The organism is Paraburkholderia sp. Clong3, from assembly GCF_050436485.1.
Taxonomy (GTDB): Bacteria; Pseudomonadota; Gammaproteobacteria; order Burkholderiales; family Burkholderiaceae; genus Paraburkholderia; species Paraburkholderia tuberum.
The window spans coordinates 3,134,401-3,147,378 of sequence record NZ_JBNDMH010000002.1; the positions used below are offsets into that span (position 1 = coordinate 3,134,401).

The 12,978-nt window shown below is 65.7% G+C and carries 13 protein-coding genes; 2 read left to right on the forward strand and 11 right to left on the reverse strand.

The features are described from left to right. Positions 1–100 precede the first annotated feature (100 nt). From OKW30_RS18550 to gspG, 8 genes are all read right to left on the reverse strand, one after another. Positions 101–880 (reverse strand): type II secretion system protein N, encoded by a 780-nt coding sequence (locus OKW30_RS18550; RefSeq protein ID WP_184069904.1) that lies wholly within the window; start codon positions 878–880, stop codon positions 101–103. A 28-nt stretch (positions 881–908) separates the two neighbouring features. Next, complete coding sequence (locus tag OKW30_RS18555) at positions 909–1,412, reverse strand: type II secretion system protein M (protein WP_184069902.1); 504 nt, start codon at positions 1,410–1,412, stop codon at positions 909–911. After that, positions 1,409–2,818 carry a type II secretion system protein GspL gene (gene gspL, locus OKW30_RS18560; RefSeq protein ID WP_184069900.1) on the reverse strand — a complete coding sequence of 470 codons (1,410 nt, stop codon included), beginning with the start codon at positions 2,816–2,818 and terminating at the stop codon, positions 1,409–1,411. The genes OKW30_RS18555 and gspL overlap by 4 nt, the downstream gene beginning before the upstream one ends. A 28-nt stretch (positions 2,819–2,846) precedes the next feature. Next, positions 2,847–3,959, reverse strand: coding sequence for a type II secretion system minor pseudopilin GspK (gene gspK, locus OKW30_RS18565; RefSeq protein WP_429347333.1), 1,113 nt, complete (start codon positions 3,957–3,959; stop codon positions 2,847–2,849). 1 nt (position 3,960) lies between these two features. Continuing rightward, a complete protein-coding gene (locus OKW30_RS18570; RefSeq protein ID WP_429347334.1) occupies positions 3,961–4,635 on the reverse strand; it encodes a PulJ/GspJ family protein in 675 nt (224 codons plus the stop codon). Beyond that, entirely contained in the window at positions 4,613–5,005 is a 393-nt protein-coding gene (gspI, locus tag OKW30_RS18575) for a type II secretion system minor pseudopilin GspI (protein ID WP_184069951.1), read from the reverse strand. The genes OKW30_RS18570 and gspI overlap by 23 nt, the downstream gene beginning before the upstream one ends. A gap of 52 nt (positions 5,006–5,057) precedes the next feature. Next, positions 5,058–5,585, reverse strand: a complete 528-nt coding sequence (locus tag OKW30_RS18580) for a GspH/FimT family pseudopilin (protein WP_409259081.1) — start codon at positions 5,583–5,585, stop codon at positions 5,058–5,060. A 189-nt stretch (positions 5,586–5,774) separates the two neighbouring features. Beyond that, positions 5,775–6,239 (reverse strand): type II secretion system major pseudopilin GspG, encoded by a 465-nt coding sequence (gene gspG, locus OKW30_RS18585; protein ID WP_184069894.1) that lies wholly within the window; start codon positions 6,237–6,239, stop codon positions 5,775–5,777. Between the two features lie 135 nt (positions 6,240–6,374). Here gspG and OKW30_RS18590 point away from each other — a divergent pair, with 135 nt between their 5' ends. After that, positions 6,375–6,788: a type II secretion system protein N gene (locus tag OKW30_RS18590; RefSeq protein WP_429347335.1), complete on the forward strand. Its 414-nt coding sequence runs from the start codon at positions 6,375–6,377 to the stop codon at positions 6,786–6,788. Between the two features lie 76 nt (positions 6,789–6,864). On the opposite strand, the gene gspF is transcribed toward OKW30_RS18590, so the two are convergent. Genes gspF through gspD form a run of 3 tightly spaced genes read right to left on the reverse strand, consistent with a single transcriptional unit; the run spans position 6,865 to position 11,994 of the window. Then, the gene (gene gspF / locus OKW30_RS18595; protein WP_184036826.1) at positions 6,865–8,082 is read right to left on the reverse strand and encodes a type II secretion system inner membrane protein GspF; all 1,218 of its coding nucleotides are present in this window, start codon (positions 8,080–8,082) and stop codon (positions 6,865–6,867) included. A gap of 4 nt (positions 8,083–8,086) precedes the next feature. Then, complete coding sequence (gspE, locus tag OKW30_RS18600; RefSeq protein ID WP_429347336.1) at positions 8,087–9,607, reverse strand: type II secretion system ATPase GspE; 1,521 nt, start codon at positions 9,605–9,607, stop codon at positions 8,087–8,089. Beyond that, the gene (gspD, locus tag OKW30_RS18605; RefSeq protein WP_429347337.1) at positions 9,604–11,994 is read right to left on the reverse strand and encodes a type II secretion system secretin GspD; all 2,391 of its coding nucleotides are present in this window, start codon (positions 11,992–11,994) and stop codon (positions 9,604–9,606) included. Before gspD ends, gspE begins: the two co-directional genes overlap by 4 nt. 497 nt (positions 11,995–12,491) lie before the next feature. Between gspD and OKW30_RS18610 the strand changes: the two genes are divergently transcribed. After that, a complete protein-coding gene (locus OKW30_RS18610) occupies positions 12,492–12,935 on the forward strand; it encodes a lytic transglycosylase domain-containing protein (RefSeq protein WP_090802338.1) in 444 nt (147 codons plus the stop codon). The last annotated feature ends 43 nt before the right edge of the window (positions 12,936–12,978 follow it).

Consider the following 12,978-nt stretch of genomic DNA (forward strand, 5'->3'; position numbering starts at 1 on the left):
GAAGAGGCATGGTCGCAACTCGCGGCCATGCCTCTTTTTTCATCGCGCCACGCGCGCGAAACACGCGCCTCGGCACACATCAGCGCACGTCAGCCCCAACTCAGCGCACGAACGTCAGCGCCACCGTATCCGGCCCGCTAGGCCGGCCAAGCAGATTCAGCAGGCCGGCGAGGTTATCGTGCTGTTCCGGCGCGGCGCTCGCCGTGCCATGAAACGACGTCGATGCGGCCGACACCGTGCCGCTGCCGGTCAGCGTCAACGGACCCTTGATCGTGCTCAGATCGAGCGCCGACGACGTGCCCTGCGCCTGAAACCTGACCCGGTACGACCCGAGCGGCTTCACGAGCGACACCCGGGAGCTGACGTCGTCGAGCATCATCGTCAGCTGGCCGAACGCTTCGCCGTTGAAACTGCGCCACTCGGACCACGACAGCTGCACGTTGCCCTGCAGATCGAGGGTGTTGAATGGCGCGCCAAGCCCCGCGAGCAGCGACGCCGGCACCGCGAGCGCGCCGGGCGTGACGGTTGCGCCGCGCGGCGTCGCTTCGACCGTGACCGGGTCGGGCATCGCCTCGCTATGGCGCATGACCATGCGCACGCGTCCGGTGAAAAGCGGCCAGAACGCCGTGCGCCATTCGATCCGACCAGGCAGCAGCGTCGCCGCGCTCATATCGGCGCCGGCGGCCAGCATCAGGGTCGCCGAGCCATGCCACAGCGAGCCCTCGGCGTCGACGAGATTGACGTGCCCGTGCGTTTGCCGCGCGAACTGCGGCGTAATCCAGGCGGCCGGCAGTAACGCGAGCGTCACGGCCGCCACCGACAAAACGGCGACCACCAGCCACGGCAGCGCCGGACGCAGGCGCCACATCCAGTAATTCATGCGAGATCCTGTAGCGAGCGGCGCGTTGTTATTTCGCGGTCGACGGTTGCAGCGCGACCGTCAGATCGACCTGGCCGTCGTCTTTCAACGCGGTGATGTGCGCCTCGGAGACCTGCACCTTGAACTGCTTGCGCACGTCATCGACCCACGCGGTCCAGGCTGGAAACGCCACGTTTTTCATTTGCACCTGCACCGCGTTGCCAACGAACTGCACCTGCGTCGCGGCGAGGCCATGTTCGCCGAGCGATGCGGAAAGCGCGTCCTTCAGCGCCGCGCCGGTCGGCGCGACACCTTGCGCGGCCGCCGACAGCGAGCGCGCCTCGTTCGACTGCGCGGTCATCTGCGCAAGCTGCCGCTGCAGGCTGGGCAGCGATTCACGCAGGTGCGCGCGGCCTTCCTGCGCGGGCGCCCACAGCACCGACCATGCAATCGCCACGGCGAGCGCGGAGCCGCCCCACGTCAGCAGCGCCTTTTCGCGATCGGTGCGCTGGTCCCAGAAGCCAGCCCATGTTTGAGCGAGTTCAGCTTTCATTGTCCGTTCCTGATGGTCCACTTGCCGGTACTGCTGTCGATCGCGCCGGTAAGGCCGTTGCGCGCGAGGCGCTTGGCGAAGTCGGGGTCGACCTTGACCGCGGGTTTGAAGGTCACGTCGAGGCGGTGCTCGTGATAGTCGAGCGCGGCAATGCCGTTGACCGGCAGCGGCGACAGCGAGCGCGCGAGGCCGTCGGCGAGCGACAGGAAATCCTCCGGCGACAGCTCGCCCGCCGCCACGCGCAGCTGTTGCACCTGACGCGCCATCTGATCGGGCGCGTCGAGTACGACGGTCGTCTTCGGGAACGTATTGAGCAGCAGCTCCGTCATCTGCGTGTTGATCGCGTCACGCTGACGCGCAAGCATCAGCCACTGCACGTTCGCGCCGATGATCGCGACGACGAGCGCGGCGAGCGCGAGCACGATCGGCAGACGCAGACGCCGCAGCGTCGCGCGATCGAGGCGCCACGGCTGCGACGCGAATTCGAACTGGCACAGGTCGAAGCGGCATTCGAGCGCGCGTCGCGCGAGCTGCTCGAACGGCAGCGGACTCGCGCCGTGAATATGCGAGGCGAGCCGCGCGGGACTCGTCGTGGATTGGTTCGGCTCGTTGCCGGGCACCTCGGTCAGCATGTACAGCGACACCGACGCCGCACCCGCTAGCGCGGACAGCGTCGCGTTCACCGCATCGGCCGGCGCCGCGAAACCCTCGCCCTGGACACCGCGTGCAATCGCCAGTTCGACGCGCGGCACGCCGCTGTCGAGCGCGCCTTCGACGAGCAGCGCGGGTGCGGTCTGCACGACCGCACCGAGCACCGCGGCCACCATCGGCACGATGGACGGCGCTTCGGGCGCGACCACCGGTGCGATGCCCGGTAGCGACGTCGCGACGCTCGCCGCGCCGGCCATCGTCGGCTCGCGCACTTCGGCTGTTTCATCGACGTTCGCGGCAACTTCGGTCACCGGCGCCAGCGGCAGGCAACGCGTGACCGGCACCGCGCGCAGACTGCGATGACCGGCCGCCGTGAACGCCTCACAGATGAAACGGAACCAGCCGCGATCAATGATCGCGAGCAGGTGCCGACCTTCACCAAGCCCCTGCGGATCGACCGCGATGTGGCAGGTCTGCGGGTCCTGGATCAGTTGATCCTCGACGATATTGGGCAGCGCCTGGCGCAGCTTCGGGCCACGCAGCGGCGGCAGCGTCGCGGGCATCAGCAGCAGGTCGCGCGCGGCGAGCATCAGCACCGTCGTGCCGGCGCGCGGCAGCAGCGCGAGGGCCGAGCGGCCGGCGCGCTGCGTGCGCCCCGTCTTGTCGAGCAGCACGAACGGCAGCTCGGGCAGTTGCCATTCCTGCGAGGGCACCGCCGGATCACGCGGTGGCAATAGGACGATCAGCGTGCTCAAAGGCCACTCTCTCTGTGGATTGCGTTGTTCATAGTTGGTCTTGTACCCGCACGATACGCGTGGTGTGAGTTAGCGGATCGCGATAGACGAGCGTCGTGCGATCCACTTCGGCGCGCTCGTGCTGCACACTGCCGTGGACTAAAAAGTAGCTCGAATTGACGTCGAACTCATTCGGATCGATCGACACCGATTGCACACCGGCGGCGGTCAGCGCGAGCTGCACGTCGCCGACGTTGCGGAAAAACACGGTCTGGCGCCGCGCGACGAGTGCTTGCGCCTGCGACACGGTCATGCCCGGCACCATCGCCGCGATCACTTCGGCCGACGCGGTGTTCATGTTGATCGCGGTGGTCGTAGGCAGCACGGTGACGAACGGCCGCAGCTTCGCGACGATCTCCGGCGTGTAGCCCGGAATGTCGAGCAGCGAATCGACGCTCGTCATCAGCAGCGGCGCGACCGCCACGTTGTCGTCGCCGTCCTCGATGCCGGGCTGGTTCGTGAAGTTGCCGCCCGTCATACCGCCGCCGCCACCCACCTGCGGCGTGCTGCTGATCGACGTGCCGGTCTGAAAGCGCGTCGCCGATTGCGACAGCCCCGCGCGCACGTGCAGCGCGGTCACTTTGGCGAGCTGCCCGCTCAGGCCGAGCGACACCAGCAGGCGCTGATACGCGGCCATCTGCTCGGCGCTGATTTGCGTCACGCCGGGCGCCGGACTTGCGACCAGATTGCGCAGATTGAATCGGGACTGCGCGTCCTCGATCGATCCCGACAGGTAGGTGGCCGCGCCTTGCTCAGCGCGTACCTCGCCAATCTGGCCGAGAAAATCCGACAGCCGGGTTTTCGCGATCGGCACGCCCCACAAGCCGCCCAGATACGTGATGCCAGCCGACGTATCGCCTTCGGAGCGCAGAATCAGCCGGGTCCAGTCGAGCGCGCCGCGCGCGACCCATTGCGCCTGCGACAACAGCCGCTGATTCTCGATGCGCCGGATTTGTACCTGCTGGCGCCACAACATGCCGGACACGAGGATCGCCGACAGCGCGACCACGAGCAGCGCGCTGATGATGGCCACGCCGCGCTCGCGCGCGCCGGCCACGCGCGAACCGGATGCCGACTTTTTCGACGACGAGGAGAACGTCATGTCATTCTCCGACCAGAAAAACGCGCGTGACCGGCCGCGCGAGCGATGTTGCGCCGATGCTGACCTCGAGCCCCGTCACCGAGCGCGGCATCGGCGCGTTGCCGAGCTGCGGCACCTTCAGGTTGTTGACGGCTTCGGTCAGCGCGGTCTGTACGTCGTTCATCCGTATGGTCCAGCCGAGCTTCGGCACGTACATGCGCGCCGAGATCGAGCCGACGCCACCCATCAGCGGCACCGCGCTCCAGCCTTCGTCCCTGCCGTGCAACGCGCGCCGCAATTCGCCGACGTTGCCGAGCGGCGGCGACGCGTAGCGCACCACGCGGCCGTTCGAGATCTGATAGCGCACCACCTGCAGACGCGGCGCGGTGGCCGGCAGCACCATGTGCCGCACGATCTGCAGCGCGTTGCCGGACACCGAGACCGCGGCCTGGCCGGATTCGTCGTCGCTGGCGGCCTGGCGTGCGTCGATGCGCATCTGGTCGAACAGCTGCGCGAACACGCGTTCGTCTTCCATCGCGTTCGTGATCGTCGTGCGGCCGCGGATGATCTGATCGAGCCCGCGCCATGACAGCACGGCGATCACCGCGAGGATCGCGATCGCGACCAGCAGTTCGATCAGCGTGAAGCCGCGCGCGCCATAACGGCGGCGGCGCTCACAGCGAGCGGTTGTTTTCATTCGCGACCACCGTGACCATCTGCGCGAGATTGCCGGACTGCCCAGGCATCGTCACCATCACTTCGACACGGCGAAACACCGGATTCGGCGTCGCCGTCACATGCTCGGTACAGCGCAGTTGCAGATTGCCTTGCGAGCAATCGAAGCTCGTTGAGCCGATGTTGGGCCATGCATGCTTCAGATGAAGGTCCGCGAGCGCGTTGTCCGCGCTCCAGCCGGCGAGCAGACGCCGGTGCAGATCGGCTTCGCCGCTCGCGAGACTGCCGACCGCGCGCAGCGACGCGGCAAGCGCGATCGCGATGATGGCGAGCGCGACCAGCACCTCGATCATCGTGAAGCCACGCTCCTCGCGGCACCCGACATCGCGCATCATGAAGAGGGAAGGGGCACGGACCGACCTGCCATAGCGAAGCATCCGCATCTCAGCGCACCTCGTAGCGGCCATTGCCGGTACCGACGATGGTCGCCTGGCCGGCCGCCGAAAACAGCGTGACCTGCACCGGCACGTCGATCGCCTCGGTACCGAACACGATGCGATCGGCGTGCGAATCCGAGCCCGGGTAACTGATCGCGACACTGGTCACGCCGCCTTCCCACTGACGCGGTCCGAGCAGATCGTCGCGCAGCGGACGCCAGCCGTCCTGGGTGCGTTGATCGAAACGGAAGCCGCCCTCGAACGGCTGCCACGCGATCGGCCGCGCGCGCACCTGCGCTTCATCGCCAGCCGATTCGAACAGCAGCGCGAGACGCTGCGCTTCCTCGTTCAGATCGGTGCGCGGATTGCGGGTCATCGTGACCGCGGTCAGCGACACGAGCAGGCCCGCGATCACGAGCACGACCATCATTTCGAGCAGCGTGAAGCCTGCCGCGCGGCGGCGGCGCAGGCGGGAGCGCGGCCGCGAAGCCGTACACGGAGTGTCCACACGGGACTTGCAAGCGGACGTGCGCATAGTGCCGGCCATCGACGATCAACGGAAATTCATACAGCAATGCATCGGTGAAGCACGCACGCTTGCACGCGCCGCGAACATAACGGCGTGGCGGGCAGGGCGCCTGGCGAAACAAGCGGCCGAACCAGCGGCAAGGAGGGCGCGTGCATGAACATCATCGAGTCTGGCGGGATGCCAGGTTCAGCCTGTTCATTGCCAGGACCCGACGTCGGCGTCGTTGCCTTCGCCGCCCGGTTTGCCATCGGCGCCGTAGCTGAACACATCGACCTCGCCGTGCACGCCGGGATTCAGGTACTGGTACGCATTGCCCCACGGATCGTTCGGCAGACGCTCGAGATAGCCGCCGTCCTTCCAGTTGTTCGGCACCGGGTCGGTGGACGGCTTTTCGATCAGTGCGTGCAGGCCTTGCTCCTGGGTCGGATAGCGGCCGTTGTCGAGGCGATAGAGCTTCAACGCCTGCATCACGGTGCCAATGTCCTGCTTCGCGGCAACGCGCCGCGCTTCGTCCGGACGGCTCATGATCTTCGGCACGATCAGCGCGGCGAGAATGCCAAGAATGGCGATCACGACCATGATTTCGATCAGCGTGAAACCGCGTTGACGACGGCCGCGCGAACCCGCGTTGTCAGCGCGGCGAATGGTCGACAGTTGCATAGGTTGCTACCTCTTTTCAGGTGAAATTTTCGGCCCGGCTTATCAGATTGAACACGCCGGGCCGTCATTTTAATGTCATGCAGTTGAAGGGTTTCAACCCACCGCAATTTTCACAATAGTCCGTACAATGTGCGCATGAACGCCATCCAAATCCGCCTCCTGTCGCTCGCGCTGTTCGCCGCTTTCTGCGCGACGCTGACCTACTGGGTCATCACGCTCATCACGTTGTCCGGCGCGCCGTTGCCGGCTGCGGCGGCGCATGCGCAGGTCTCGACCGATCAGGCCGCGACGCTGTTCGGCGGACAGCTCACGCGCAACGTCAATCAGGACATCCATCTCTTCGGCATCCTCGCGTTGAGCGAAGGCGCCGCGGCGATCGTCAGCGTCGGTGGCGAGCCGCCGCGCGCGGTGTCGCTCGGCAGCACGCTGATGCAAGGCACCAGGCTCTCCGAAGTCCGCGCCCGCTCGATCATCATCGACCGCAATGGCGCCCACTCGGAAATCTTCCTCCCCGCCTACTCCAGCGGTCCCACCATTTACGTGCGCTGAAACCCGAAGCGGTTGCGCGGCTGATACCGCATGCCGCGCAAATCCTTTCTCTTCCTTCCTCGCGCTACGACGACTACTACTGCACGAGGTTGTTCAGTTCGATGATCGGCAGCATCACCGCGAGCACGATCACCAGCACCACGCCCCCCATCGCCAGGATCAGCAGCGGCTCCAGCAGGCTCGTCAGGAACATCGTGCGACGCTCCAGCTCGCGCGCTTCGCCATCGGCCGCGCGATCGAGCATCGTCGTCACGTCGCCGGTCGCTTCGCCCGAGCGGATCAGGTGCACGAGCACCGGCGGAAACGTCTTCGTGTTGCCGAGCGCGCGCGACAGCGACGTACCTTCGCGCACTCGCACGATCGCGTCGTCGATGTTCTCGCGCATCGCATTGTTGCTGAGCGTTTCGGCCGCGGCTTGCAGCGCGCGCAGAATCGGCACGCCCGCCGCGGTCAGAATGCCGAGCGTGCTGGCGAAGCGGACCGTGTTATAGCCGCGCACTAGCTTGCCGATCAGCGGCGCGGTCAGCAGCCAGCGGTCGAAGGCGAGCCGTGGGCCCGGTTGCCTGAGGGTCGCGCGCACCAGATAGACGACCACGATCGCGCCGATCAGCATCGCCCACCACCAGTGCCGCACGAAGCCGGACAGCGCCATCATCACGATCGTCAGGAACGGCAGTTGCTGCTTGGTGCTCGCGAACACGTTGACGACCTGCGGCACCACATAGCTGAGCAGGAACGTGACGATGCCGAACGCGATGATCGTGACGATCGTCGGATACGTGAACGCCAGCACGATCTTCTGCTTCAGTGCATTGCGCTGCTCGATGTAGTCGGCGAGCCGCGACAGCACCAGGCCGAGCTTGCCCGTGTGTTCGCCGGCCGCGACGAGCGCCCGGTAGATCTCGGGGAAGTCCTTCGGATGCTGCTGCAGCGCATTCGCGAGCGAATGACCGCCGAGCACTTCGGCGCGAATCGCCGCCATCAGCTCGCGGATGTAGTCGCGCTCCGACTGCTCGGTGAGCACCGCGAGCGCTTCGTCGAGCGGCAGACCCGCGATCAGCAGACTCGCGAGCTGCCGCGTCAGAATGGCCTGCTCGCGCTGCGACAGACGACGCCCGAGCGCGAGCCGCTGATTGCGCTCGCCGCGGGTGCGCGACGCCGCCGGTTCGACGACGAGCGGAGTGAGTCCCTGCGAGCGCAGGTTGGTCCGCGCGCCGCGCGCACTGTCGGCGTCGAGCACGCCCTTTTGTGCCTTGCCCGCCGCGTCGATCGCTTCGAAACGGAATGCCGGCATGCGCTTATGCTCCGCCCGTCACGCGAATCACTTCTTCGAGCGACGTCAGTCCCGATGCGAGCCAGCGCTCCGAATCCTCGCGCAGCGTGCGCATGCCGTGCGCGCGGCCCGCTTCGAGAATTTCGGCGTCCGCCGCGTTGCGGTGGATCAGCGAACGGATCGTCTCATCGATCAGCAGCAGCTCGTAGACGCCGCGCCGTCCCGCGTAACCGGATTGGCCACAACGGTCGCAGCCGACCGGATGCCAGCGCTTGCTGCCGTCTTCCTCGGTGCGCTCTTCGCGGCACACCGGGCACAGCCGCCGCACGAGCCGCTGCGCGAGCACGCCGAGCAGCGACGAGGCGAGCAGATACGGCTCGACGCCCATGTCGGTCAGACGCGTGACCGCGGATGCCGCGTCGTTCGTGTGCAGCGTCGCGAGCACCAGGTGGCCGGTCAGCGAGGCCTGCACCGCGATCTGCGCGGTTTCGAGGTCGCGGATTTCACCGATCATGATGATGTCCGGATCCTGACGCAGAATCGAGCGCAACGCGCGCGCAAAGCTCATGCCGATCCGCTCGTTGACCTGGGTCTGGCCGATGCCGGACAGGTCGTATTCGATCGGGTCTTCCACCGTCATGATGTTGGTGGTCGCCGTCTCCAGTCGCGACATCGACGCATACAGCGTCGTGGTCTTGCCGGAGCCGGTCGGGCCCGTCACGAGCACGATGCCGTGCGGCTTGCCGATCAGCTTGTCGAACTTGCCGAGCGTGTCGGATGCCATGCCCAGCGCTTCGAGATTCAGTCGCGCCGCGTCTTTTTCGAGCAGCCGCAGCACCGCGCGCTCGCCGTGGCCGGTCGGCAGCGTCGATACGCGCACGTCGACCGGACGACCGCCGACGCGCAGCGTAATGCGGCCGTCCTGCGGCAGACGTTTCTCCGCGATGTCGAGCTGCGCCATGATCTTGATCCGCGAGATCAGCGCGCCGTGCAGCGCTTTTTTCGGCCGCACCACGTCGCGCAGCGTGCCGTCGACGCGAAAGCGCACCACGGACGCATTCTCGAACGGCTCGATATGAATATCCGATGCTTGTTCGCGCGCGGCTTGCGTGAGCAGCGCGTTGATCATGCGGATGATCGGCGCGTCGTCTTCCGATTCGAGCAGATCCTCGACCTCGGGAATGTCCTGCATCAGACGCGACAGATCGACTTCGCCTTCCACTTCACCGACCACCTGCGCGGCGCTGCCGTCCTGGCGCGCATAGGCCTGGTTGATCGCCTGCGCGAGATCGTCGGCGGGCACGCGCACCACCGATACCGTGCCGTAGTTGCGCGCGATTTCGGCAAGCGCGGCTTCGCTCGTGCGCTCGCTGATCCAGACTTCGAGGCTATCGGCATACTGATGCGCGACCAGGACCTGGCCGCTGCGCGCGAAACCGTACGGCACGAGCCGGGCGGCGAGCGGCGAGGGCGCCGCGCGCTCGCCGGCGGCGGCGCCGTTCAACAGACCTTGCGATGGCGCGGTTTGCGCGGGCGTCTGCGTCACGGACGAGCTCCCGGCGATACCGTACTCGGCACCACGCCGCTGGCCGGATCGACGACCGCCGGTTGCGGCACGGTTTGCGGCATCGTTTGCGGCACAGGTTGCGTGGTGGGCTGCGCGTTGGCTTGCGGCACGGCCTGCGGCGGTACCTGTTGAGGCACCTGTTGCGGTGCCTGCTGCGGCATCATCTGCTGGCGGCGCATCTGGTTCAGATCGAACAGGTTCAGCGCCGGCACACCGCCCTGGCTCGGGCCGAGCGGCATCGGCGGCACGACCGGATCGTCGCGATCCTTCATGATGTTGTTGTCCGAACGGTACGCACCCTGCACACCCTGGACGTAGTCGTAGCGGTTCGCCGTGACGGCCTGGGTGGTGTCGCGATCGGCGAGAATGACCGGGCGCAGGAATACCATCAGGTTAGTCTTGTTGCGGTCCTTCTGCTCGGAGCGGAACAGCTGGCCCAGCCACGGAATGTCGCCGAGCAGCGGCACCTTGCTGTTGCTGACCTGGTAGTTATCCTGCATCAGGCCGCCGAGCACGATGATCTCGCCGTTATCGCACAGTACGGTCGACTGGATCGAACGCTTCGTGAATTCCGGGCCCGCCGGGTTCGTCGCCGCGTTGTTCGTACCGTTCACGATCGCCGAATCTTCGGTGTAGAGCTGCAGCTTCAGGATGCCGCCGTCGGTAATCTGCGGCTTCACGTGTAGCGTCAGACCGACGTCGACACGGTCGTACGTGTTGAACGCCGCGCTCGTCGTGCCGCTCGTCAGGTTCGAGTACGAACCGGTCTGGATCGGCACGTTGGTACCGACGATAATCTTCGCTTCTTCGTTGTCGAGCGTGATCAGGTTCGGCGTGGACAGCACGTTCGCGTCGGCGGTCTGCGACAGCGCCTGCAGCAGCGCGCCGAGACCCTGCACGCCGAAAATGTTGTGGATCCAGCCAACGTTCAGGCCCTGTTGCAAGTTCGAGGCGCCCAGTGCCGTAGCGAGACCGCCGGTCGAGCCGGCAGCGGCCGCGGCCGCCGTCAGGTTGACGATGCTGTTGCCCGAGCCAGTCGACAGGTTGGTACCGGCATACAAGTTACCGTTCGCGACCTGCCACTGAATCCCGAGGTTGCCGCTTGTATTCGAGTTCAGCTCGACGATCAGCGCCTCGATATACACCTGCGCGCGACGTGCATCGAGCTGGTCGATCACCGCGCGCAAGTTGCGGTACGTCGCTTCGGGCGCCGTGATGATTAGCGAGTTGGTTGCGGGATCGGCCGTGATCATGCCGCCGCCCTGGTCTTCGCTCTTCTCCTTCTCTCCGCCGAGAAAGCCGCCACTATTGCTATTCGAGCCCGAGGCGCCGCCGCCCAACGGCGAGTTCATCGAGCTGCCGCCGAGTCCGCCTGACGGCAACGGTGGCGTGCCCGACGTGCCCGTCGAATTGCTGGCGTTCGACAGACCGCCGCCGCCACCACCACTGCTGTTCTGGTTGAACGAGTTCGCCTCGTTCGAGCCGCCCGACGAGCCTTCGCCGCCGCCCTTGCCGAGCATGTTGCGCAGCGTGCGCGCGAGCTTGGTCGCGTCCGCGTTGCGCAGCGGCACGACGTGAATGTTGCCCGGCATCGTGGTCGGCACGTCGAGCTGTTTCGCGAGCTCCTTTGCCGCCGCGAGACGTGCGGTGTTCGACGCGCGCATCAGTAGCGAGTTGGTGCGCGGATCCGCTGCGATCGACACCTTCAGCGTCGCGTCCGTACTGCCTATCGAGCCCGGATCGAGCATCTTGTTCATCTGCTGCGCGATGTCGATCGCATTCGCATTCTTCAGCGGCACGACCGCCACCGACTGGCCTGCCGCGTTATCGATGCCCGCGATGATCTGCGCGATGCGCCGCACGTTGTCGGCGTAGTCGGTGACGACGATCGTATTGTTGGCGGGGTAGGCCGCGACGGTGTTGTTCGGCGAAATCAGCGGACGCAGTACCGGCAGCAGGTTGTTGGCCGATTCGTTCCTCAGCGTGAAGACCTGCGTGACGACCTGGTCGCCGCGCGCCGTCGGCGCGTTGCCGACGTAGGTCGGCACGCCTTGCAGCTTGGCGTCGGCCTCGGGCACCACTTTCAGCACGCCGTGATCCTGCACGAGCGCGAAGCCCTGCATGCGCAGCGCGGACTCCAGGGTTTTGAGCGCCTGATCCTCGGGTACCGCGTTTTCGGACACGAGGTTCAGTTGCCCCTTCACCCGCGGATCGACGATGATCGTCTTGCCGGTCGCCGCGCCGATCGCCTTGGCGACCTGGTCGATGTCAGCGTTGACGAAGTTGAGTGTCACCTCTGCCTGTGCCGTCTGCGCGGTGATCAGTCCAGCCACCAGCAGCGCCGTTGCCACGCGACGCAAAGCCATACAATTTCTTCTCATGGAATGTGATATCGATGCCGGCAGCCTCTGCCACCGACGGTCATGCGATGCGGACCTGGCAGCAAGCTACCGCCCGGTCGGTCTGTGAGCCGGCCCCAAAAGCGAGTTTCGCTTCGAGCTCCAGCGTCCCGACGTCCGAAAAAAACGAACAGTAACAGCTTTTCATGTCGGATTTGAAACAAAACAAGGGGCCTCATGCGAATCCTTACGGAATCGCAGGGTGGTCATTAAATTGAAAGCTGACCGGCACCGTACCTGGACGCCATTACCCGGCTTTGTACGGTCTTATGTCGGTTAGCCAACTTGACGAAGGTCGGACTGCCGGTATGATACGAGCCGTTCGACTCACTGCTATGTGTTTGCTGACGCGGGTTTTCCCCGATGCTCGACAAATGCCCGGCCAGCTTGCCGTTGCGGCCGAAATGCGGCCGGCAAACTGCCTTACCGATTCTTACCTCGGGTTTATCCAGTCCTGTTGACCGATGAAAAGTCCGCTCGTCACCGTCGCCGCCACGCTCGCACTGCTCGTCGCAGCCGGCTCCGCGCGCGCCGACTGCTTCGACGAAGCGGCGAAGTATCAGAAGGTCAACCCATTGATTTTACGGGCTATCGCGTGGCAGGAGTCGCACAACCGGCCGGATGCGCAGCACAAGAACGCGAACGGCTCGACCGACTACGGTGTGATGCAGATCAATTCGGTGCATCTGCCGGTGCTCGCCCAGTACGGGATCTCGCAGGGCACGCTGATGGAGCCGTGCAAGAACGTTTATATCGCGGCGTGGCATCTGCGCCGCCAGATGAACAAGTACGGCAATACCTGGCAGGCGGTCGGAGCATACCACTCTGAGACGCCGGCCTTGCGGGACAAATACTCGCAACAGATCGCCGCGATTCTGCGCAGGTGGAAGTTGATGCCCGCGCAGTAGGCTTGTCCAGCGCTGTCGCTTGCGCAGGCTGCGCCCGTTTTAA